Origin of the sequence: Arthrobacter sp. 2RAF6 (assembly GCF_052115205.1) — a bacterium.
GTDB lineage: Bacteria > Actinomycetota > Actinomycetes > Actinomycetales > Micrococcaceae > Arthrobacter.
Genome location: NZ_JBFRGF010000060.1, coordinates 1 through 22,337, shown reverse-complemented (window position 1 = coordinate 22,337; position 22,337 = coordinate 1). Strand labels below are relative to the sequence as shown.

21 protein-coding genes and 1 pseudogene are annotated in these 22,337 nt (G+C 62.2%); 5 read left to right on the top strand and 17 right to left on the bottom strand.

What is annotated here, in order from left to right:
* A partial coding sequence (locus tag AB4Z38_RS24365) for an ABC transporter ATP-binding protein (protein WP_441432104.1) occupies nt 1-845 on the bottom strand: 845 nt, incomplete at its 3' end.
* Between the two features lie 248 nt (nt 846-1,093).
* On the opposite strand from AB4Z38_RS24365, the gene AB4Z38_RS24360 reads away from it, so the two are divergent.
* Nucleotides 1,094-1,762, top strand: a complete 669-nt coding sequence (locus tag AB4Z38_RS24360; protein ID WP_441432103.1) for a response regulator — start codon at nt 1,094-1,096, stop codon at nt 1,760-1,762.
* Nucleotides 1,763-1,802: 40 nt separating this feature from the next.
* Here the strand turns inward: AB4Z38_RS24360 and AB4Z38_RS24355 are convergent, their stop codons facing one another.
* The 3 genes from AB4Z38_RS24355 to AB4Z38_RS24345 all read right to left on the bottom strand — a co-directional run bounded on the left by AB4Z38_RS24355 (nt 1,803) and on the right by AB4Z38_RS24345 (nt 2,998).
* Entirely contained in the window at nt 1,803-2,363 is a 561-nt protein-coding gene (locus AB4Z38_RS24355) for a YceI family protein (protein WP_441432102.1), read from the bottom strand.
* A gap of 96 nt (nt 2,364-2,459) precedes the next feature.
* Nucleotides 2,460-2,591: a hypothetical protein gene (locus tag AB4Z38_RS24350; RefSeq protein WP_441432101.1), complete on the bottom strand. Its 132-nt coding sequence runs from the start codon at nt 2,589-2,591 to the stop codon at nt 2,460-2,462.
* A complete protein-coding gene (locus AB4Z38_RS24345; RefSeq protein WP_441432100.1) occupies nt 2,591-2,998 on the bottom strand; it encodes a flavodoxin domain-containing protein in 408 nt (135 codons plus the stop codon). Before AB4Z38_RS24345 ends, AB4Z38_RS24350 begins: the two co-directional genes overlap by 1 nt.
* 140 nt (nt 2,999-3,138) lie before the next feature.
* Here AB4Z38_RS24345 and AB4Z38_RS24340 point away from each other — a divergent pair, with 140 nt between their 5' ends.
* Complete coding sequence (locus AB4Z38_RS24340) at nt 3,139-4,473, top strand: DUF2254 domain-containing protein (RefSeq protein ID WP_441432099.1); 1,335 nt, start codon at nt 3,139-3,141, stop codon at nt 4,471-4,473.
* A 12-nt stretch (nt 4,474-4,485) separates the two neighbouring features.
* Here the strand turns inward: AB4Z38_RS24340 and AB4Z38_RS24335 are convergent, their stop codons facing one another.
* From AB4Z38_RS24335 to AB4Z38_RS24285, 11 genes are all read right to left on the bottom strand, one after another.
* Entirely contained in the window at nt 4,486-5,877 is a 1,392-nt protein-coding gene (locus AB4Z38_RS24335) for an amino acid permease (protein ID WP_441432098.1), read from the bottom strand.
* Nucleotides 5,878-5,980: 103 nt separating this feature from the next.
* Nucleotides 5,981-6,397 (bottom strand): ester cyclase, encoded by a 417-nt coding sequence (locus tag AB4Z38_RS24330; protein WP_441432097.1) that lies wholly within the window; start codon nt 6,395-6,397, stop codon nt 5,981-5,983.
* A gap of 45 nt (nt 6,398-6,442) precedes the next feature.
* Complete coding sequence (locus AB4Z38_RS24325) at nt 6,443-7,222, bottom strand: DUF2182 domain-containing protein (RefSeq protein WP_441432096.1); 780 nt, start codon at nt 7,220-7,222, stop codon at nt 6,443-6,445.
* Between the two features lie 243 nt (nt 7,223-7,465).
* The gene (locus AB4Z38_RS24320) at nt 7,466-8,011 is read right to left on the bottom strand and encodes a hypothetical protein (protein WP_441432095.1); all 546 of its coding nucleotides are present in this window, start codon (nt 8,009-8,011) and stop codon (nt 7,466-7,468) included.
* A gap of 71 nt (nt 8,012-8,082) precedes the next feature.
* Nucleotides 8,083-9,369, bottom strand: coding sequence for a S1 family peptidase (locus AB4Z38_RS24315; RefSeq protein WP_441432094.1), 1,287 nt, complete (start codon nt 9,367-9,369; stop codon nt 8,083-8,085).
* A 327-nt stretch (nt 9,370-9,696) separates the two neighbouring features.
* On the bottom strand, nt 9,697-10,137 hold the full coding sequence (locus tag AB4Z38_RS24310; RefSeq protein ID WP_441432093.1) for a hypothetical protein: 441 nt from the start codon (nt 10,135-10,137) through the stop codon (nt 9,697-9,699).
* 154 nt (nt 10,138-10,291) lie between these two features.
* Nucleotides 10,292-11,557, bottom strand: a complete 1,266-nt coding sequence (locus AB4Z38_RS24305) for a glycosyltransferase 87 family protein (RefSeq protein WP_441432092.1) — start codon at nt 11,555-11,557, stop codon at nt 10,292-10,294.
* A 479-nt stretch (nt 11,558-12,036) separates the two neighbouring features.
* Entirely contained in the window at nt 12,037-14,598 is a 2,562-nt protein-coding gene (locus tag AB4Z38_RS24300; RefSeq protein ID WP_441432091.1) for a LuxR C-terminal-related transcriptional regulator, read from the bottom strand.
* A 245-nt stretch (nt 14,599-14,843) separates the two neighbouring features.
* A complete protein-coding gene (locus AB4Z38_RS24295; protein WP_441432090.1) occupies nt 14,844-16,211 on the bottom strand; it encodes an MFS transporter in 1,368 nt (455 codons plus the stop codon).
* A gap of 69 nt (nt 16,212-16,280) precedes the next feature.
* A complete protein-coding gene (locus tag AB4Z38_RS24290) occupies nt 16,281-17,195 on the bottom strand; it encodes a hypothetical protein (protein WP_441432089.1) in 915 nt (304 codons plus the stop codon).
* Between the two features lie 1,306 nt (nt 17,196-18,501).
* On the bottom strand, nt 18,502-19,050 hold the full coding sequence (locus AB4Z38_RS24285) for a TetR/AcrR family transcriptional regulator (RefSeq protein WP_441432088.1): 549 nt from the start codon (nt 19,048-19,050) through the stop codon (nt 18,502-18,504).
* Between the two features lie 115 nt (nt 19,051-19,165).
* Here AB4Z38_RS24285 and AB4Z38_RS24280 point away from each other — a divergent pair, with 115 nt between their 5' ends.
* Entirely contained in the window at nt 19,166-20,587 is a 1,422-nt protein-coding gene (locus AB4Z38_RS24280; RefSeq protein ID WP_441432087.1) for an MFS transporter, read from the top strand.
* An 11-nt stretch (nt 20,588-20,598) separates the two neighbouring features.
* Here the strand turns inward: AB4Z38_RS24280 and AB4Z38_RS24275 are convergent, their stop codons facing one another.
* On the bottom strand, nt 20,599-21,102 hold the full coding sequence (locus AB4Z38_RS24275; RefSeq protein WP_441432086.1) for a mycothiol transferase: 504 nt from the start codon (nt 21,100-21,102) through the stop codon (nt 20,599-20,601).
* A 9-nt stretch (nt 21,103-21,111) separates the two neighbouring features.
* The gene (locus AB4Z38_RS24270) at nt 21,112-21,450 is read right to left on the bottom strand and encodes a hypothetical protein (protein WP_441432085.1); all 339 of its coding nucleotides are present in this window, start codon (nt 21,448-21,450) and stop codon (nt 21,112-21,114) included.
* A 123-nt stretch (nt 21,451-21,573) separates the two neighbouring features.
* Between AB4Z38_RS24270 and AB4Z38_RS24265 the strand changes: the two genes are divergently transcribed.
* Nucleotides 21,574-21,894, top strand: coding sequence for a hypothetical protein (locus tag AB4Z38_RS24265; protein WP_441432084.1), 321 nt, complete (start codon nt 21,574-21,576; stop codon nt 21,892-21,894).
* A 92-nt stretch (nt 21,895-21,986) separates the two neighbouring features.
* Nucleotides 21,987-22,337, top strand: a pseudogene (locus AB4Z38_RS24260) (hypothetical protein); the annotation flags it as partial.

Sequence of the window (22,337 nt, the reverse complement as noted above, 5' to 3'; positions counted from 1 at the left end):
CCCGCCGATTGCTTGTAGGCGCGGGTGACTTCGTCCTTCAAGGACTCCCAGATCTGGCCCTGCAGCTCCAGGAACCGCTCCTCGTGCCGGATCTTCTGGACATCTCCACGCGGCCTGGGAAGATCGATGTCGAAGACATCCTTGATCGTTCCCGGGCTGCTGGTCATGATGACCACCTTGTCCGCCAGCGCCACTGCCTCGTCGAGGTCGTGCGTGATGAACAGGACAGAGGGGCGCAGTTCCTCCCAGAGCTGCAGCAGCTCGTTCTGCATGATGGCCTTGGTCTGTACGTCGAGGGCTCCGAACGGCTCATCCATCAGCAGGATCCGGGGGTTGTTGATCAGCGCCGCCGCCATGGCGACGCGCTTGCGCATGCCGCCGGATAACTGGTGCGGATACCGGTCCTCGAAGCCGGCCAAGCCCACACGGCGCAGCCAGTCCCTTGCAAGCAAGGTGGCTTCCTTCTTGGGGGTCCCGAGCAGGACCGGGCCAATCAAGACATTTCCGAGAACGGTCTTCCACGGGAAGAGCGCGTCCGCTTGGAACATGTAGCTGACGCCGTTGGTGATGCCGTCAACGATCTGATCGTGGACCCTCACCGAGCCCGCGCTTGGCCGCTCCAAGCCGGAAACCTGAGCCAGCGTGGTGGACTTGCCGCAGCCCGTCGGTCCGACGATCGCGCAGAACTCGCCGGGTTCGACCCTAAGCGTCACATCGCGGATGGCAGTGAATGTCTCGTTCTTGGGAGTGAGGTAACGCTTGGTCAACCCGACAATGTCGATGCCCGCGGCGTCCTCAGCCCTCTCGGGGGCCCCGGGCGGCCGGTTGGGGTGGATAGCATTCATAACGCTAAGACCTCTCTGTCTTTCCGTTCTTTATCCAGCGGCAGCTTCCGCTGCCACCCGGATCCCTTCCTTGGGAGTCCGACGAATTCGTGATGTGGATCACTGAAACTATGTAAAGCTTAGGAAGTGATCATCCGGGCCAGAAGTCTTCAGTAAGTTGTGCGCCTTAGCCGCAAAAGTGCACGTTTTGTGCGTTTTCTGCCGTCGCTTCAGCAACTGGACAAATGCCAGGGAAAGGAGCCCAGACGTTGATTAGGACATTGGTGGTTGACGACGATTTCCGGGTCGCTGGTATCCACGCTGCACGCGTGGCCAGGGTTGACGGCTTCGAATGCGTCGGTCAGGTGTACAGCGCCGCAGCCGCAAGGGAGGCAATCGAACGCCTCAACCCGGACTTGCTCTTGCTGGATGTACATCTTCCGGACGAAGACGGGATCTCGATGCTGCGGTCCCTACAGGCCGCCGGAACCGACGTCGATTGCATCATCATCACGGCGGCCCAGGACCTGGCCACGGTCAAGTCAGCAATGACGAGCGGTGCGATGTACTACTTGGTCAAGCCGTTCGGCTTTGACCGGCTCCGCACACAATTGGAGGCGTACCGGAAGTGGCGGCAGGAGCTGGATTCCGCTTCAACTGCCGACCAGGTAACTATTGACAACCTTTACAACGCGCGCTCGGCCGGGGTCAGGCCCGCGGCCCCGGCGCCGCGTCTGCAGCCCACCATGCAAAAAGCGCTCGACGCCGTCCGCGCCGCCGGGGGTCCCATCAGTGCTGCTGAGATCGCCGGGCAGCTCGGCGTCAGCCGCCCGACGGCCCAGCGTTACCTCAGCGTTCTGGAGCAAAAGGGCCTCCTCGTACTGGACCTCACGTACGGAAGCACCGGCCGCCCGCTCAACTCCTATACCGCGAGTTGAGCCGGGGCGGCTGGCTACCTCTTGACTACTCGGCCGCGGGCTACTCGGCTGCGGGCTCGCCCTGCTTCACGAGGGCAGCCTCGAGGTTGATCTTCACTTTGTCGCTCACCAGGAAACCGCCGGCCTCCAAAGCCGCGTTCCACGTCAGTCCGAAGTCCTTTCGGCTGATCTCGGTTTCGGCGGAGAACCCGGCGCGGGTCGCGCCGAAAGGATCAACCGCGACGCCGGTGAACTCAACTTCCAGCTCCACCGGCTTGGTGATCCCCCGGATGGTGAGGTCGCCCGTGAGAGTGTAGTCCTCGCCGTCGCCCTCTACGCTCGTGGCCCGGAAGGTCATCTCCGGGAACTTCTCGACGTCGAAAAAGTCGGCGCCGCGGACGTGGCCGTCACGGTTGGCGTCACCGGAGTCGAAGCTCGCGGTCTTGACGGTTGCGTGGAGGGACGCGTCGGCCAGCGACTCGCGGACGCGGGCCTCGGCGCTCGCTTCCGTGAAACGGCCGCGGACCTTGCTGATGCCGGCGTGCCGGACGCTGAAGCCGATCTCGCTGTGGGACATGTCAAGCAACCAGACGCCGGGAGTCAAACCTTTGGGAAGAGTCATTGTGGATCTCCTGATTTGAAATAATTTCGCGTGGATCGATCCCTTCCACCCTTGTTGAGCCTCGGCATGAAGTCAAGGTTTCTGGCGGCCCCTTGCCTAAGCCGCGGGGGCAGCCAATCCAGCCAGGAAGTCCTCGGTGAACCGCCTCACCCCGTCCCACTCGGTGTAGACGTAGTCGCGCGAGGTATCCGTGTCCAGGCTGCCCTTGTCGCGGGCGATCTTCTTCATCATTGCGCGTTGAGGAAACCGTAATGGGTGTAGAGGAGGGCGCCGCTGAAGTGCCCCACGTGGGCGGGCCGCCACCCCGTCTCAGCCTCGAACTTCTCCACATAACCTTCGGCGTTCTCCTCATCACCCTGGGAAGCAAGGCTGACTGAGAAGAACGCGGAGGGGAGGCGCTGAAGCGCGGCGGTGTTGTTCCGTACAAAGTCCCTGACATACCCCTCGTGCTTGCCCACATGGACGGACGCCCCCACCATAACGGCGTCGTAACCGTCCGGCAGGGTATCCCCGGACTTCTTGATGTCCGCCGTCTGCGCCTCGTGGCCGTGGCCACGAGCGACGTCGGCAATATACTCAGCGATCTGGGCCGTCTGTCCTTCAACGGTCCCGTAAGCAATGTAGATGTTGGCCATATGCCAGTGTGTCCCCGCTCCGTGCGGCCGTTATAGGGTCCAAGGTCCTCCGGGTATCCAACCGGGTAACGAACCTGTGGACGGAGGCTTTGAGAGCTTCCCCCTTGACTGGCGAGCACCGTCAGTCGAGAGTGTCACATGTGAGGCGTGAGGCCGTTCGGGAGTATCTGGCGAGTGCCCTGTGGGCGATGCCGACGTGCGCCGTCGTCCTCGCGATCATCGCGGGAGCGAGCCTCTCCGCAGTTCAGCTCAACGCGGAGTCGCCCTTTGCCGTCCTCCTGTTCCAAGGGACGTCCGACGACGCTCGGAACCTGCTCATCGGGATCGCGAGCACCATGGTGACTGTCATCGCCGTCGTACTCGGTCTCACCGTGGTGGCACTGCAGCTCGCTTCGACGCAGTTCAGCCCGCGGTTGCTGCGGAACTTCCTGCGCGATATCCCCAACCAGGTAACGCTCAGCGCCTTTGTGGCCACGTTCGCCTACAGCACGGCGGGCCTCTACACGGTCGGCATCGCCGCCGGGCAGCGTACCCAGGACTACCCTCGCCTCGCGGTCAGCGGCGCACTCCTGCTGCTGTTCGTGAGCATGGTCATGCTCGTCTTCTTCGCCCACCATCTGTCCCATTCGATCCAGGTGGACCAAGTCATGAAGGGCGTCGAGAAGGCCACTCTCAAAGTGATTGAGCGGTCCTTCGTCCCGGGTGATCCCGGAATTCGCATGCCCAGCCCGCCGCCCGGCGCAACCGCGTTACTGGTGCCGCAGTCGGGATATGTCCAAGCCTTCCATGTCGACGCGTTCGTCGCGGTGCTTGCGAGCCGGGGCCTCACTGCCCGGATGGTGCCCATGATCGGCCGACACGTCGTCGCGGGGTCCCCGCTCGCCTGGGTGTGGGAGACCACCGGCGAGCGCGTGCGTCCTCTTGCCCCCGACGGCGGCACCGACCTGCGCCGGGCGCTCGCCCAGAGCGTGCGGATCGGTTACGAGCGGACCCTTGAGCAGGATGTCGCCTTCGGGATCCGGCAACTCGCCGACGTCGCGTCAAAGGCCCTCTCGCCTGCGATCAACGACCCCTACACCGCGAACCAGGCGGTGGACCATCTCAGCTCGATCCTCGCGGCCCTCTCACTCCGGCAGCACGGACCGCAGGCCGTGGCGGACGCACAAGGCACCGTAAGACTGCACGTACCGGGCCGCGATTTCGCCTATCTCATGGATCTGGCCCTCGGCCAGGTGCGGCGGTACGGCGCGAACGAACCTCGCGTCGTCAGGGCCCTGCTGCGCGCGTGCCGTGATCTCGTGTGGTTCGGCGACGCGGCCCACCACGCCGTCGTGCGGCAGTACGTCGAGACCCTCATGAGCGATGTGGCCCGGCTCGTGGCCCAGCCGGCCGATCGCGAACCCCTTCTCGCGGAGGCAGCGGCGGTACTCATGGCGTTCGACGTCGCGGACGGGACGAGCGAGGCCGCAAACTAGGGCTTGCGTGCGTTATTCGATTTCTGCTTCGGCGGCCACGTTGCGGATGCCGCGGGGACGTCCTGCTTTGGTCCAGGCCCGGTAAAGGAGGCCTGCGACGGCGAGGGCGGCGGCGAGGCTGACGATGGGGAAGCCACGGGAAAGATTGGCAACGAGGGTGAAGGCCACGACGATGGCTCCGACAGTGTTGAGAATGAAGGCTCCCGGCTGGCGGTCCTTGCGGGCAAAGAGTGCCATGGAAACCAGGCCGCCGAGGAAGCTGAGGAGGACCGCGACGGCGTAGAACAGGACAAGCTCCTGGTCGTTGCCGCCGGCGATGGCTGTCACACCACCGGCCAGGACGATAAACACCACCACGCCCCAATAGGGGGTGTGGTGGTGGTTGGTGCGGCCCAGGGAGTGAGGAAGGACGCCGACGGTCTCGCCGATGGGGTTGAGGTGGCGCGCCAGGGCTTTGAGCAGGCCCGGTCCAGCCTGGAAGCCCGAGGAAGCCGCCGAGAGTAGCAGCAAGGCAGTGACGAGCTGGAACGCGGCGAACACGGGCGCCGGCGCAGCGAGGCGGGCGAGCTCGGCGATCTGCGTGCTGTCCTTTGGAGGGATGCCGACGTGCAGCTGCGCGGCCTCGAGGGCGAGGCCAAGCGTGATAGTGCCGACGATGGCGAGAGTCAGCCAGAGAGTGAGCTGCCCGAAACGGCGCTTCCCGTCATTGTCGAGCTGCCCGAGCTGGGCAACCGCCGAGGTCGCAGCTTCCACACCGGTGGCCATTGCCATGGCGACCGGGAACGCGAGCACCACGGCAAGGACTGGTGGATGCCCGGGAGCTCCGGCGATGGTGCCGAGCGGTTTAGGTGCTGCGCCCAGACCGTAGAGGAGGACGACAACGGTAACGACGATAAAGGCCATTGTCATCGCCGCGAAAACCAGCCTGCCAAGGTGACCGAACCAGGTCGCGGCACCGACAAGGACCACCAAGCCCAGACCGAGCAGCAAACGCCAGGGAGCAAGGGCCGGGAAGTAGGCGATCATCGCCGATGACCCCGCCGAGACACTGATCGCGATAGTGAGCAGGAAATCCACCACCAGTGCGCCAATCGGGATGAAGGACCAGCCATCTCCGAGGGCCTCACCCACCGCGGCCGCCGCCCCGCCGCCTCTCGGGTAGCGCGCGACGAGTTGCCGGTAGTTCACGATGACCAAAGCGACGATGGCCACCACCAAGATCATCGCCGAGACCAGTAGCGCCAAATCGCCGTTCAGGGCGCGCAGAGCCGCTTCGATGGCGTACGCGACAGAGGAGACGGGATCGGCCATGACCGCGAAGGCAAACGCCAACAGCAGTGCGGTGTGGGAGCGCAAGGCTCGTCCCAGACCACCCCCGGTGGACGTTTCGCGCTTAATTTTCACGGGGATCTCCGGTTCCATGACAGACCTAGCGACCTGCCGACCAGACTTCCCGGCTCACCTCTGAATGCCTCCCGCCCGCAGCTAGGAGCGCGGGCGGGAGGCGCTATTGCGGAATCGCACCGATCTGCTGCATGAGGCTAAGGGTGTCCGTTGAACCCCAATGCTCAGCCACCTTGCCGTCCTCGACACGGATGATGTCGGTCCCGCCGAATTCGACGCTCTTGCCCGACGCTGGAACGCCCGCCATGTCCCCGCGGTGCGTACCCGTCATCACCACGTGGCACGCCTCCAAGTGTCCGTCAGTCAGCCACGGCTCTATCGTCTTGACCTTGATGTCCGGGAACGCCGTCCGGATAGCGGAGACGAAGAACCGAACGCCTTCCTTCCCAGGCGGTTGCCCGGGGAGAGCCTCTTCGTGATCGACCAGGTCGTCCGTCGCCAGTTCATCAATGAGATCGAGATTTCCACCTTCGATGATTTCTTTATAAAAACGCCCGATTAGTCCAGTGCCATCAGTCATTTCCGACTCCTTAATAAGTGAGACCGTCCCATTTTTCCCCCGCAGTTACATCCCGACGCCGGGCACCATCCCGGGCGCAAAGGCGATCGCCACGGCGATCAGGGCCAGTGCGACCGCGACCGATCGCTTAGCGATGCGCCTCCACGGAAGCATCTTCTCCAAGGCAATGAACGCCCCCACTACAGCCATCCAGCCGACGCTCATCACGCCGAGCGCGAAGAGGGCCACCATCAGAGCCCAACAGCAGGCGACGCACCATGCGCCATGCTCAAGTCCAAGGCGCAGCGCACCAAAGGTCCCATAGCGGATGCGGCGCAGGATGAAGTCCATCGGCGTCCGGCATTTCATCAGGGAGACGTTCTTGGCAGGCGTGAGCTGGTAGACGGCCGCCACAAAAATCACCCCAGCTGCCAGATAACGACCGCCCGGATCGGAGGAAAACAAACCGGGGACGAGGGACACGACTATTGCGTAGAGCGCATAGGCGGCGAGGCCGAAGATCGTCCACGAGATCAGGTAGCCGGCCACGAACACTGCCGTGGAACCTGTCGGGGCATACCGTCCGGTCTCCCGACGGTGGTGGGTGATCCTGGCATAAGCAACCACCATGGGCGCCACCGAGGGAAACATCATCGCGGCCAGCATCACCACCCAGGTGGTCAGGAAGAAGCCGAGCGGTCCCGGATCCGTCCAGCGCCCCATGTCCATCCCGGACATTTGCACGGCAGAAACGATCCAGCTCACGGCCGCGAGGATCAGCAAAACAGCGACCAAGCCGGCCTCGCGTGGATCCATCCGGAAAGCTGTGGCGCGCATGGCTCTCATGACATTTCCCAAGACAATGAGGACTCTCCTGGCTAGCAAAATCGACTAGCGGAGCTCCCCCAAAGGCAGCGCCGAAACACTTGGAACGAGACCCACGAACCTCGATACGCCCGACGATATTCCGGCCTCATAGGGGTGTCAACAGGCTGTGCTAAATCAAAAGGCAAGCGTCTCAAGGAAGCATTTCAAGGCATCCAGCTGCTCAATAAAGCCGCAGGTCAGGCTGGCATACGTCCGCGCTCGTCACTTCCCCGTGGCAGGGACCACGCCCCCCGTTTCGAGGCGGACCGGGCAGCCGAGCCGCGCTTCGTATGCCGCAGCCAGGGCACTGCTGTCTGCGCCCTCTGAAACCGTAACCACCACATGGGATCCATCATTGGCCATCCCTACGACCCGGACTCTTGCATCTTCTGTCAAAAGGGTTCCCGCCCGGTCCATGACAGTTCCCGGAACGCACGCTGCTGAACGGATCGAGATGTCAACGCCGGGGAGTTGGTCGCGCAAGAGTGCGATGCGGTCGTTCTCCGGGCCGTGCCACATGATGACGAGCTTCCCCTGCTCAAGGGCGACTGACCCGAACTTGGGGTCGCCGCTCAACTCTTTGGTGATGAGGCTTGCCGCTGATGACAGCGCCCCGTCTTGCGGTGCGGCTTCGGTAATCTGGACCGGATCGGTAACTCTTACCGGGCCGGCATAATGTTGGACGCCTCCGTCGCAGGCAGTCAACGCGGCTCCAGAGATCAGCATCAGCAGGGCGCCGGTGGACCCAAGGAAGGTCATGCGGTTCACGGAGATCATCTCGCATCCGGTGTACGGAGCGTCTCGCGCTCCGTAGAGTACGGTCTCTGGTTCATTTTCCCTCACCACACCGGGATGTAGTAGCCCAGCGACGCGGCTATGCTCGACACTGAAGTCGCGTAGGCTGTGCTGCTGCATTTACGGCCACCGGGGGCACTGTTTCCGGGTACGCCCTGGCAGCTGGAGCCCGACTCCCTCGGGATCGCTGAAATGATCCCTACAGCATTGCGCTTCAGGCCGTTTGCCGAGCTGACAATCTGGTAGCCAGGGCCACCACTGTCGCCGTTGCCGACCGCAGGCTCGCCGTTGGAATGTTGGGTTCTGAAGCCCTTGATGTCAGTGAGATCTCCCCCGAGTTCGTACCCCACGTCGACCTGTTGGACGATGTTGCCGCATTTCAGGCCGCTGAACGAGCCGCTGTAGCAGATCTCCTGGCCAACGTACGGGTATGCCGATCCGTTGATCGGGGTGTAAACATAGCTATTCCATGCCGCTGTCCAGCTATACGGTTGCGACCAGCCCGAATCGATGATGGCACCGTCATGATAGGTGTCGCGGGCCGCCACTGCACCCCAAATGTAATAGTGGGGTCCGCCGTCGTAGACCGACCATTGGGAGCCTACAGGGCCGCAGTGGGCGGCAAACATCATTGCTTCCCTACTTGTGATGTTCTGCCTTACTGCGAATCCCGAAGTGCAGGCGCCGCCGCTGCCCCGGTCATAGATTCTGGCTCCGCCTAAGTGGTAGTTGACGTCGAACTGTCGGGCGTTGGCCGCCGGTACGGGTGCCGCATCAGATGCCACTTCAACTGGCACGCCTAGCGACGTCGAGAATCTGCTGCTGGCGGCTGCCTTCTCCCATCCGTTCTCCGGAGATTCCTTCAGCGTGACCAACAGGCCGGAACCATCGTGTTTCAGCCCGATAGAGCCAACCGTGGCATCTTTGTGTGCCAGGCTCGCAGCTTTGCCTTTCAGCATCGACGGCGCGAGCTGAGTGGGCCGGATCTCAATGGGCACCAAAGGACGACTTTCGATCGTGTCCAGCAACTCCCGGCTCGGCGCCCCATGCCAATACACAATGATGCGATCGCGTTTTCGTGTCACCTCCACCGAAGCAAAGTTCGGGTCATCGGTATGCTTCCCGCTCAGTTCCGAGGCCAGCTCGGACATTTCCTCACTCACCGGCGGAAGCGTCAGCAGTTCGATACCGGACGAGGAGGGCTGAATCGAGGCCAGCGCGTCAGCAGGCGGCGGGGCTTCAGCCGGCCCGTCAGCAGCATTCGCGGCCAGGCCGCCACCCAGTGAAAGAGCTATCGCAGTGACTCCGACGGCAGTGCTTCTCCAACGCATAACAACCCCCAAAGTTGTTTCCCCAGATGTCCGGAAGCGGACAAGACCGGACTGTAGCTGTGAGTTTAGCCGGAAGTTAATGGAAGTGATAGATTAATATCGGATAATGATTCCTGCGATTCTAGCGCCGTGACCGAACCGCACCGCGTGATCGGATCGAAGCTGGGCGCGCTCTGCCGCTGGTTACTCAAGCTGCGGGGAGCGTCGCCAGGGGACGGCTCCAGGGACGCGTTCCCGACTCGCGGGGCGTCGTTCGGGCCTGGGACGAATACGCCGACGCAGCCAGGAGGCAATTTTTACTCCGTGACTACCAAGACGTCCGCCTGCCTACAGGGCCCTCACGAATGATCTAACAAGGAGGTCATTCGGGCTGTAGTTCTCCGCCCACAATGCGAAACTTTCGTTTATCGCCAGCATGTACAACGTGACGCGGAATGTGCCTTCGTAAGTGCCGGTCAGTCCGGACGAAATATGAGGGTAGAAGTCCTTGTGCGCTTCAAAGCTGGCAAAGATTCCTTCCAGAAGCGCCTTGCGGTCGGGACTCAGGAACCACTCCGACGGCGCATCAGTATTCGCCTCTGCGTATCTTGGGTCCACTTCCTCCCATGAGTCAAGCCATTGAGCAGGGGCATCGAGCACAGCGTCAACTTCGATACTCATCCCCCTAAAAACGCCCCGAATTGTGTGCCAGGAGCCCTCCAGGTTGCCAAGCCTCGGTTCACCAGTTTCAAGGCCCGTGAGCCTGATTCGGCTTGTTGTTGTGTCCATTTGAGCTTGCTCGTGCAAACCGATTTGCGGCTCATCAGGGTGCATTCTCGGCCGTACATAAGCATGTCCGTCGGCTCCAGTGAACAGGCGACCGCGCGCTTCGACCAAGCTTCCGTCTTGGACAGGAAGTGACAGCTGACCGCGGTTTGTGGCTCTATTTCTGTTCATAGCCCCTTATACCCCCACAGTCCGCGAGAGGCGACGTGCGGCTCCTCAGCGCGAAGAACGTCCCTATCGTTGCGAGTGAAGTAAGCAGCAAAGACTCACGAAGGAGTATGCCCAGGGGTGCGAGCATGATCGTGCCGTTCTGCAGCATGTGTTCACCCAGATCCGTTCCATGGATCAGCAGAACGAGTGCGGCAGCGGCCACAAAGATCCGGGTGCGCGTCCGTCCCAGGAACCAGAGCGCGATGAGAGCCGGGATCAGATATACCCAGTGATGCACCCAACTCACAGGTGAGACAAGATTGGCAGTCATTCCGACAGTCAGGACTGCCGCGAGCGTTTGTCCCGCACGGAAGATCTCCGCAGCAGCCAACAAGCCGAGAATGGCCACAACGATAACAATGACCTTGGAGGGCGAGACCGCCCAATGCCCGATCGCCCCGGCCGCCCCCTGTATGGAGTTGTTGCCCGCGCTGGAGAACTGGGTGCCGAGATCAACCTTTGAGCTGAGCTGCCACACGTTTGAGAACCAATAGGTGATTGACATGGCGGGAAACATGATCCCGCCCGCAATGACCGTCCCGGCGAAACCCGCAATGGCGGAGACCGCCATATGCCATTGTCTTGTCATTAAGAGATATGGAATAAAGATCGCCGGGGTCAGCTTGATACCGGCGGCGATCCCGATCAACACCCCGTTCGGAACGAACCGGAACCACCTTCCATCGGTGTGACGAACGAAATCCGCGAGACAGAGTCCGGCGAGGAACAAGTTGATCTGACCCCACACCAAGTGCTGGGCGACGACCGTGGTACAACAGCCCAGCAAAAGAAGCGCGAGCCATATCGTCCGTCGCCTGGGCAAAGACTGCGGCAGGCAAACACCAATGATGAACGCCAAGGTCGCTACGCAGCCGGTGGTCCACAGCACGAAGGACGCCTGGGCAGGAAACAAGCTCGTGACCGACAGGAGCGCGGCCGCGAACGGCGTGTAGACAAAAGGCAGACCCTCGGACGGCAGAAGATCCCCAAAAATATTTCGGGCATAAATGTCTTCCCCGGGCCAAGACGCCGCCGAAGCGTACCGATAAACCAGGAAATCCACCGGAGGGTAGACGCCGAGATTGAGCAGATACAGGCTGGAAAAGACGATCCCCAGCACCAGGACGATTGTCGCTATTGGCCACATTCGACCAACACCGCCCAAGGTTTCGGCTAATGTGAAATGAGGTTTCCGGTAGGACTTAGTAAGCATTCTGCCAATCCATTCAGGTCCCGTAAAGCAGACTACGTGGCCGGCATCTCCCGGAGGCGCCGACCACGCCCGTCAATGCTGCGCCGACCACGCGGGTGTTGCCCGGTCCTACGCGCTGGAAGTAGTTGCCGAAGCAGATGCTTCACGACGAAAGTAAGCCGGTCAGATAAATTAGTCAAGACATTTTAATAACAGGTCAGAAGACTTTAATTTTAGAGTCAAAACCAGAATTGATTGATGCATCCGTGCAGACTTCAATATTACTCAATTACGACTTTGGCGCCACTCAATTTGAGGTCTTTGCATACTCAATTTCGAGTATTCACTACTCAATTTGAGCAAAACACTTGACACTGGTAGATAGGGCGTGGGTCAAGCTCCAACTCGGGCGGGGTCCGGACTCACCGTGGCGGGCGCAGTCGAAGAGCACTCATACTCCCAGCTGAATTGCGGCCGAGGATCTGCATGCGGGCGTCCAATTATCCGCCATTTGTTTGGGAGTTTCGAGCGTGCTCATAAAGGGCCTGTCGCGTGGTGGTTCCGGTCTTGCCAAGGGCTCTGGAGATATGGTTTTCCACGGTCCGGGTGCTGATCCCCAGAAGGGCGGCGATTTCGGGGTTGTGTTGGCTGCCGGCCAGAATGGCGATTTCTTTTTCCCGGGCGGTCAGGCCCTGGGGTCGGCCTCCGGTGTCGAGGGTCAGTTGTTCTCCTTGCGACGGGAAGCGGTTTTCAAAGACTGAGGCGATCTGTTGAAGGGTCTTGGCCAAGCCATAGTGTCGTTTGTGGAGATAACGCCTTGATGTGCTTTTCAGGAGCCTGGTGATCGCGGGAAGGTCCAAGTCGGCTTCGTATTGGTCCAGGAGAATCTTCAGCAGTTGGTGGTCGCGGTCACGAACGGCACCGGCGATGGCGAGGAACTGGGCATGGGTGTTCACGCCGTTTTCCTGCAGTAGCCGCTGCGTAGTCTCCAGGATCTTGTGTCCGGGGTAGAGGGACAACATGAACAATGAGGCATACACGGCTTCGGTGATGTAGCCGCGGTCCAGTTGTTGTTCCACAAGTTCCGCGGCCTTTTCATCAAAGTCGGCTGGATCGGCGTATTTCCGGGTAACGAGCTCATAGACTGCTTTACCGGTCCCAGGCAGGGGGCCGATGTCAGCGCCGTCTTTGCGGGCCTGAATCCCCAGCGAGGGGACGTTCTTACCGGAGCTGGCCAACACGCGAAGGCCTGCGATTCTGAGCAAAGCGTCATGGAGGAAGTTCGCCAGGAAGCCGGGGCGTCCGAGCGCGAAGACACTGGCCATCACCCGGTCAGCTTCCTCGCTGAGTCCCTGTTGCGTCATTGCCAAAACCGCGACGTAACTGTTCGCGACGAAGCCGAACTGATCAAGGCGGCGCCGCGCCGCGGCGCGTTGGCTGAGGGAGAAGATGAGTGCTTCCTCGCCGTGGCCGGCAATATGGAGAGCGAGTCCACGGACGAACGGTTCCATGCTTGCGGCGATTTCGAAGCCATCTGCTGAGTCAAGGGCAAGAAGGGCCGCCTGGGCATCGAAGCGGTAGAGCTCCAAAATGCCTCGGATGACCGGCAGGACGCCACTCTCGGGGTGCTGGCTGCTCAACCCGTCCAAGGTTTCGTCGAGATTTGAGGGCATTCGGTCGAAGGACGCTTCGAGGTAGAGCGCGAACGCTTGGGCTTCTGCCTTCCAGTCGGGGTGAGCTTGGCCGATGGCCTGCAGTATGCCCGTCGCGACCGCTAATTGCCCGCCATTGACGATGGCCCACAGCGCCCGGGTCATAGCGAAGAAGAAGTGATTGCCGGAATCAGCACCTACCGCCTCAGTTTCGCTGAAGACTTGTTCGATGCGTGAGGGATCGATCGGACCGCCCCAGTAGAACTTGAGGAATGCGGCGGCACTGGACATGGTCCGTTCGGAGTCCCACACGCCGAATTGTGATTCTTCCAGATCCCGCAGCTGTTCTTGGAAATGCCGCGTCGCAGCCGTGCCACGCCCGGCTTCACTCCGCAGGTCTCTGATCAATTCGGCCAGAAACTCAGGAGAGGAACTCTTTACCCGCTGGACGGGGGAATCGATTTCCCGGCTAATCCGATCGGCCAGTACCCTGCGGGAGGATCGCGCGTGAGCGTGGCGGAAATAGTCGACGACAATGTGCGGACTGACGTCCACCCAGATGGCCCCGCTACTGTCCTCGGTGAGCGCAACGAGGCCCCGCGTTTCGAGCCTGTCAAGGATGCCTGCCTCAACTATTGGCTGCAGGGACCCCAGCGGCCGGGCTCCCACCGCAGATAGTGTGTGAAGTCCCGTCCATTCATCGGCGCTTAGTCCGTGAAGGAGTGCCTGGACGGTGCTCTGGAGATATTCGTTCCAGAGTGTCTGCCCACTCATGCTCCACTGTCCATCATGGAGGACAAGCTGCTTGCTCAGCTCCGCGCTTTGGGCGATCCTGACCACGAGTCGCGGGTTGCCTCCAGATTTCATGAGCACGGCGGTGGTCAAATCCACGTCCGGCGGCGACCCGAGGGTCTGGGCCAGGAGTTTGTTGACTTGATCGTAGTGAAGAGGACTGAGGCGTATCGTTGCCTCCGGCCATCGGGCGGGCGTAAATACGGAGGCCCCTGAGTACAGTGGGGCATCGTCCAGGGTCACCACCAGCGGCCGTTGGGTCCGCGTCTGAACAATGTCAATGACTGCGGCTGATTCCTTGTCGAGCTCATCGATATCGTCAACAACGATTGCCCGGGGGCCTCGCCGCGCCAACCGTTCGGCGAACACGTTCGCGACTCCTAGCGGCCCATTCTCTTGCCCGCGCCCTTCCAATCCGAGTGCGCCAATCCCTGCGAAAGGGGTCTCATTCAGGAGCCGCGAACCCGAAAGGCTATAGACTCTGACCCCGGCCTTTTCGAGGCCAGCGGCGATCGACTGCAGGACCGTTGATTTTCCACTTCCGGGGCCGCCGACGATCCGGACACTGACGCCGCGAGCCACGTACGCCAGCGCCCGTCGGGCTTCCTCTTCGAACACTTCCGAACTCCTAACGCAGACACCCCGGCTTTGACGTGTGAGCCTAGTGGCCTTCCAAATCCGAGGAGAGCGCCTCAGAGCCCTAGCCTGACAATCTATCCAACGCTACGGGCGAAAATGATCACTGAGTGTGCATTGCACTGAAAATGAGTGTGCATTGCACCGAAAATGAGTGGTGAAGGTGCGTCGGAGTAGGTATAGGGGTTTGTCGACCCGCACTTGGTTTCGGGGCCGCGCGATTGGACCTAAGCCACGACTCCCGGCTTCCGCCAAGCCAACGCCAACACAAATACCAGCGCGCTCAGCCCCAGCATCACCAGCACCATGAGCCCCCAGTTTGCCTGGTTGACCCCGGGCCCGTACAGCACACCAATGAGCACCGTCGCCGTGATGGCCCCGAGGTACCGGCACGTCTGGAAAATCCCGGCTGCCACTCCCCTGTCCTCTGGCCGGGCGGACACATACAAACCTTGGTTCGACGCCGTGCTGACCACGCCATACGGCACACCCATGAGAGCCGTGAGCACAAGTACCAGCGGCGGCCAGAAGGACAGCGTCAGTACCCCGAGCGCACCGGAAGCCAGCGCCAAAAGCACGACGCCGGCGATCATCACGGACCGCACGCCGAACCGCTCAATGAAACGCACCGTCACCGGCGTCATGAAAACCGACATGGCGGCAAGGGGAAGCATCAGCAGGCCGACCACGCCGGCGTCGTACTTTCCCGCCTGCTGCAGCAACTGCGGAAGCCCGAAGAAGGCAAAATAGTAGACCGCGCTGAACACTGCGAACCCCAGGTACAACAACAGCAGCGGCCGGTTCCGGCCGAGCAGCCGCAAGTCCAGGAACGGTGGACTGAACCGGAACTCGCGCCATGCGAACAGCCCCGCCAGGACAACAGCGACGGCGATGAACCACCAGCGATAGGCCGGCATCACGTTGAGGAGCGCCATCATAGCGAGCGTCAGCGAGGCGATGAACGCCAGGATGCCCGGAATGTCGGAATCGCGCAGGAGGGCCGAGAGCTTGCCGCTTTCGCGTCCGACGTCGGGGGGCGCCACCCGCTGCACCACAATCAGGGCCAGGAGCGAGATCGGCACGTTGATCGCGAACAGCGCTTGCCAACCGACCAGGCTCACCAAGAGGCCGCCGACGACGGGTCCCACCGCAGCGGCCGAGGTGTTCGCCATCTGGATGCGCCCGAGGGGTCGGGTGGAACTGATGTTCGCCTGCCGGCTGAGCGTCGAGACCATGACGACGGCGCACGGGTACGCCGTCGCGGTCCCCACCGCCATGAGCGCGCGGGCCACGCAGACCAATGCGAAGTTCGGCGAGAACGGCGCCAGCGCGCAGGCAATGGCGACCACCGCCATACCGAAGGTGAACAATCTCCGAGGACCGAAGCGGTCCGCCAGCCGGCCCATGAGCGGCTGGCCAGCGGCCGAGGCAAGGTAGAAGGACGTGATCACCCAGGTGACCGTGGCGACGTCGAGCGCAAAGTCCTGGCGCAGAACCACGAGCGCGACCGCGATCATCGACGAGTTCAACGGGTTCAGCGCCGTCCCGAGACTCAGTGCAGCGATCGCCAGGCCGGGGCGGGGTTTGTTGGTCACGTCCCTAAGTCTGGTCCATCGTTGCCTGAGGTCACGAAACGACGCGTCACGAACCTCGGTGGCAAGCGGTCAGTTCTGCGGTATGGACAGTACCGGCTTCCGCTTCCCGCTGGCATCTTCAGTCAGCGTCGGGACCGGGGGCTTCGGTGGGACCACTACCGGAGCAGGCGCCGGTGGTGGTGGCGGTGCGGGCGGAAGGCAGGAGTAGTTGTAGTCGAAGTCCGTGGTGAATTGGGTGAGTACAACCACGCCGCCTGCTGTCAATGGCGGGGCCGAGCAGAGTTCCGCTGCGGACTCCGGAGACGTTGCTCCGGCAAGCCAGCTCTTAAGCCCGTTCAGATTGCTGTCGGGATGAAGCCGACCGGCGATTACTCCGAACTGGTACGAGGTTGAGTAGATGCCCACTTGGGCGCCCATGCTTTGCAGAAATGCGGCCATGCCTTCGATGTCGGCGGCGTTGGCCACGGTATCCCAAGACCATGCATTTCCGGTCTCCACGTCCAGCCACCACAGGCGCTTGGCGGGATCGGGCACGCCGTACCGGGTGAAGGCGTCGAAGGCCATTCCGTAACCGTAGAGGTAGGCGCACGCCGCCGAAGCCGTCCCGTCGCAGCTACCATACGGGTTGCGACCGCGAACGCCCACCTCCGCATCGGATCGGGGCCACCATGCTCCATACCCCGCGGGGTTGGCGGTGTTGACGTACACGGCGGCCGCGGGTTGGCTTGTCCCGCCCGCCGAGCCGCTGGCCCAGCCCAGCTGCTCGGCGAAACAGGGATTCGCGGTGCCCGGACGGCCGCCGTTTACGCCGACGATCCCGAACGCCTGGCCGAAAGGAAGTCCGCCCCCACATTGCGGCCAGGAAATGTCGCTGCCCAAGACGACGCCCGGGGCCTCCATGGGTGCGGCGTTCGCCGGGGAGGTTGGTATGGCTGTCCAAGCAAACAAAAGGCTAGCGACGGCCATGATTTTCGCAGTTTTCATGATGTGCGTCCTTGGCATGGTTCAGGGCCTTGCCGGGGGGTTGGTACTGCCGCACATTGCATCCCAAAAGCAATGGCAGTGAGCCATCTTCGGCTCACTACGGATCCTACGGACGGGCTTCTGGGCAGCCTTGAGTGATCCCTACTGGACTTGGTTAACGAATTTGCGAGTGTTGCCCGGGTTGCACCCGGAGGACGCACGACGGCGGGCAGCGTGGCGGGGCACGAAAGCGGGCATCGGCACTCACAGATCGCATCCGCCCAGCACCTAATGTGGCACCGAACACCACTCAATTTGACCGCCAGGCCACTCAATTCGAGAAGTTTTGCCACTTAAGGCCAGAAATCCGCCATAGGGTTCTCGCACGCCGGGTCGCGCAGCAGCTGTGCCACATTGATTGAACGAACAACAATTGAAATGCTCAAAGTCACCAAATCCGGAGTGAACTCTAAGAGATGGACCTCCAAGTTTGTACTCACCCTCGGGACCCCAGCAGCGCTCTTACTGCCTGCAGCCGCTCCAGCCGCCGCCGATTCGAGGATTTCAGCCAGAGACAAGAGCGCGGAAGAAGTGCTTGAATCCAGTTACCGAGGCCGAAACCGTCCCGGTGCCTGTCAGTAGGTCGATTGCGGCCACCGCAGCGGTTCTAAACCTGAGCTCCGCGCGGTGTTGGATCACCAGAGCGGAGGTGCAAAAGTGGGGCATTGGTGGCCAGCACTTTGGCTGGAAACGTCAAGTTGACTGGTGCGCAGATGGGTCACGCGTGACCAGCCGTCATCGAGACTTTCCCTCAGTGGGCTATGTCGATTTCACCTACCACTACCGAGGTGCTGGTGCAATTCAGGCTAACGAAGTTGGCGGCTGGCAGGTGCGCACCTATCAATCGGCAACATTCGAACAGTGCCCAACCCATTTTGGATGCACGAACACGTACCGGCCTTGGATTGAATTTCAGTTGCACGGAGACAACACCGCTACGCACACTAAGGGCATATGAACCGAGGGAGTCAGACGAACGGAGGTAGATGCAAATTGACAGCACGTACCGTCATCTTTGCTTTGTTAGGGACGATATTTCTCGCATTCTTCTTTCCCTACATTCTTGCCATTCTTGCGCCGCTTGCCGTGCCTAGTGGCTTGGAAACGTTGCTGCTGGTAGCGCTACTCTGGACTGCTTGCTGGGCTGTCGGCCGGTTCCGCTCGAAACGCGCAGAACGACGCAGCGCTAGCGCGGAGTAGTTTGCGTTGAAACTGTGGGTCCGGGTTGGTAAGAGGTACTAACCCGGCCCCGCAGCGTTGAACCGCGTCAGGAAGCGATAAGCCCGTCAGCGACTACCGCGAGCATCGATGCTGCTGCATCGGAGGGAAGTTCGCTGTTATCCACGACTGCAGCCACACCGCCGACGAGCCGGCTGATCTGCATTGCATCGACTCCAGGGCGCAAGGCCGAGTCCAACGCTTCGATCACGCGCTGATTGGCCCCCAGGTAGGTCTGGCACTTTGCCGCAAAGGGGGAACCGGGGTCGCCCAGCGCGGCGGTAATCCGCGCGGCCGCACCCTTGTGCTCGGTCAGCATCGACGCATAGTCGGTCAGCCAAGCCAACAACCGCTCCCGCGCGGATGCGTCGAGGCTAAGGGCCCGGCCGACGGCGGTGTTGACCTTCTCTGCCCACGCTTCGAGGACCGCGTCGTACAGCGACTCTTTGGTCGGGAAGTGCCGGTAGAGCGTACCGGGTCCAACCTCGGCCGCTTTGGCGACTTCGTCCATCGAAACGGCTTCGAAGCCTTTGACACGGAAGAGTGCACGCGCAACCTCCACGATCCGGTCGCGGTTGCGTTGGGCATCAGCGCGCACAGAAACACCTTTCGATTCACCATTGCAAAACGGAGAGTGTCTCCGTATAGTTCTAAGCGGAGTAACTCTCCTCTTAGTGTACGTCAGCCCCTTCGGCTAGAACAGGACACCTCCCATGACACCCACAATCGCCACTCGCGCCCCCGCCGGGATCACCCGCGTAAGCGGAAATCCGCGCGGCCGCGCCGGCAGCATTGGCCTCTGGCTGGTCATGCTGGCCCAACTCATGCTTGTCCTCGACGCGACTGTCGTGAACGTCGCCCTCCCCCACATCGCCACAGACCTCCACTTCGACCGAGCCGAGCTCAGCTGGGTCTTGAACGGCTATGCCGTCGCCTTCGGCGGCCTCCTGCTGCTCGGTGGACGGATCGGTGACGTCCTCGGCCGTCGTCGCACCTTCCTGGTGGGCGTCGCAGCGTTCACGCTCTTCTCTCTGCTTGGCGGCCTGGCCACTTCGCCCCTCCTCCTCGTTATCGCGCGCGCACTCCAGGGCCTCGGCGCGGCATTCGCCGCCCCGAGCGTGCTCGCACTGATCACCACCAGCGCAAAGGACGACGGCGCGCGGAACCGGGCGCTCGCCCTATTCTCCGCCATTGCCTCCATGGGTGGCGCGCTCGGGCTCATCCTCGGCGGACTGCTCACCGACACCACCAGCTGGCGGTGGACCCTCTTCATCAACGTGCCGATCGGCGTCGTGGTCCTCATTGCGGTGCCGCGCCTCGTCGCGGAAACTCCTAGGCGGCCCGGGCGCTTCGACATCCTCGGAGCGGTCACCGCAACGGGCGGCGCCGTCGCCATCGTGTGGGGCCTCATCCAAGCCGGCGACGTCGGCTGGTCCAGCCCGCGGACGATCGGCGGCCTGGTTGTCGGGGCAGCGTTGATCGCGGTACTCGCCGTCACCGAGCGGAGGGTGGCCCACCCGCTGCTCCGCCCGCAGCTGCTGCGCAGCCCGAGCCGAGTGGCAGCGCTGGCAGCCATGGCGGCCACCTACGGCGGGATGCTGGCGATGTTCTTCCTCATGGTCCAGTACCTCGAAGACGATCTGCACCTCTCGCCCATGGTGACCGGGCTGGCGTTCCTGCCGATGCCGCTCAGCATCTTCGCGATGTCGCGGATCGTCCCGCGGCTACTCGAGCGCTTTGGGGCCGTCCGGTTGGTCATCTTCGGTACCGCGCTCCGCGTCGTGGCCTTCTTGCCCCTGACGCAATTGAACACGGACACCCCGTTCGCCCTCGTCTTGCTTGCGCTTCTGGGCACTGGAATCTCGGCCGGCATGACGTTCATGCCGCTCACGACTCTCGCGCTACGCAACGTCGAACCCGAGCATGCAGGGTCCGCGTCGGGACTTTTCCAGACAATGCAGCAACTGGGCGGCGCCGTCGGACTGGCCATCGTGGCTTCGGTGTTCGCGGCCTTCGCAATCCCCGGTGATTTCCTGACCGGCGGGCGGGCCGGGTTCTGGTCAGCCACTATCCTCTCCGCCCTCGCGCTGGCAGCCGTCCTGGGGTTGGTCTTCAAATCTCGGAAGGCTGTATGAGGGGGTGCTTTTTACCGGCCGCCTAGGCCTTTGGCGTAGGCGGCCTGCCCCACGTGCTGAAGGCAATCGGCAATAGTGCTGACCAAGCGCACGCCGAGAGTGACTGGCGGGTCCCAGCGGGTGTCGACGATGCGATCGAGGTCCTCGTCGCCGAGGGTTTTCAGGAACGCTATCGTCTGTCGGTGGACGGCGTCGTAGTATTCGAGCAACAGCTCCGGCGGGGCCTGAACCGCGTCGACTTTATCGCTCGAGTGGCCGTAGCCGGTGTCGCGTTCGGGCAATGGCAGCTTGAAGCGGCCGGCAAAGTCCTGCGAAGTCCACACCTGCTCGACGCCGGCGGCGGAGGCGAGCTGCAGGTCCTCCACTCGACTGAGGTGCCAGATCAACCACGCAATCGAGTTTCCGGTGCGGGCGGGCCGACGGACCAAAGACTCGTCGTCGACCCCCTTGAGAGTGGCGGCCACGGTGTCACGGATCCGGCCAAAGGCATCCAGTAGCAGTTCGTTGGATTTCATCGCTTCCCTTCACTGTGTTCCTCGCTGGGACCTCACGAAGTCGCAGGCCTCATGTCCCAGGGCCAGCCATGACTCTTGGTCGTCGGCAGTGACGGTGAGCCACTCCCTCATCGCACGACCCTTTCCGGCGTCAAACGGTGCACCAACTCCAGTTCCAATCAACGTCTCGACCCGCTGGCGCGGCAGCTTCACCACAAGCCTGCCTCCGGAAATCATCGCAAAAATCGAGCCGTGGACCTTCAGCGCGTTCGAACCGAATCCCCGCTTCCCTGGTTCACCCGGCACGCTCACGCCGGGGCTGGCCCTGAATTCATCGACCAGTGCGTTGAAACGCTCCTCTGGCAGCATGGGAACATCTTCCCGCCCCGGATGTCAGGGAACAACCGGTAACCGTCAGCGAAGTTCAACCATCCGACGATCCACGGGCATAAGCTACAAGCAGAACGTCTCTTCCGACGCCGGGGAGCTCAAATGGACACTGAATTCGCTGATGTCATCGGTCATGATGTCACGACGATCACTTGCCTGTGCGGAAACACCGTCAGCAAAGAGGGCTTGATTCAGGCCAACTCTCAGGGAGTCCCTGTTTACGCCGGAGCGAACACACCGGTCCCCGCCGGACTGGCCGCGTGGCCAGACGATGAGGACCTCTACACCTTGTGTCCGTCATGCGGCCGCGTTTACCACGACACCGTCATTGAAGAGACAGGGACCGCGCCCGTTGCCTTCCAGATCGACATCACCGGCCCGATCGCTGAAGCGATCCGGATTCACTGGGACCTCAACACCTGATTTTGAGACCGGTTTCGCTTGTTTAGCTTTTCCCGACGCCGAAGGGCAGCGCGGGAGCCTTAAATGTCCGACCCTCGTGACAGGGTTTATTCATGGAAGGCATCGGTCAACTCGTGGCACGTCGGGTAGCCCCGCCCGACGGCGGGATTGCGGCGCTGGGACGGGTTTCCCGCCGCCTGAAGCCCGTCCCTGCCCGGCATGCCGGGCTTCAAAGCCCGGCCGCCGCCGTACCGCCGCCAGCGAGCGGCCTTGATCTGGCGGTGGCGGCGATGGATGCGCTGCGCTCGGCTGCTGTCTCCGACGCCCGCTTGTTTGCTTTCCCCGAAGCCGCTGATTTCGCCGGCACGGTCGAGGAGATCTCCCGGACGGTGGAGTTTTTGCAGCTCGTAGCGGCCCAGGCCGTGGAGCGGACCCGGCGCGAAGCCCAGGCGGCACGGCAGTCA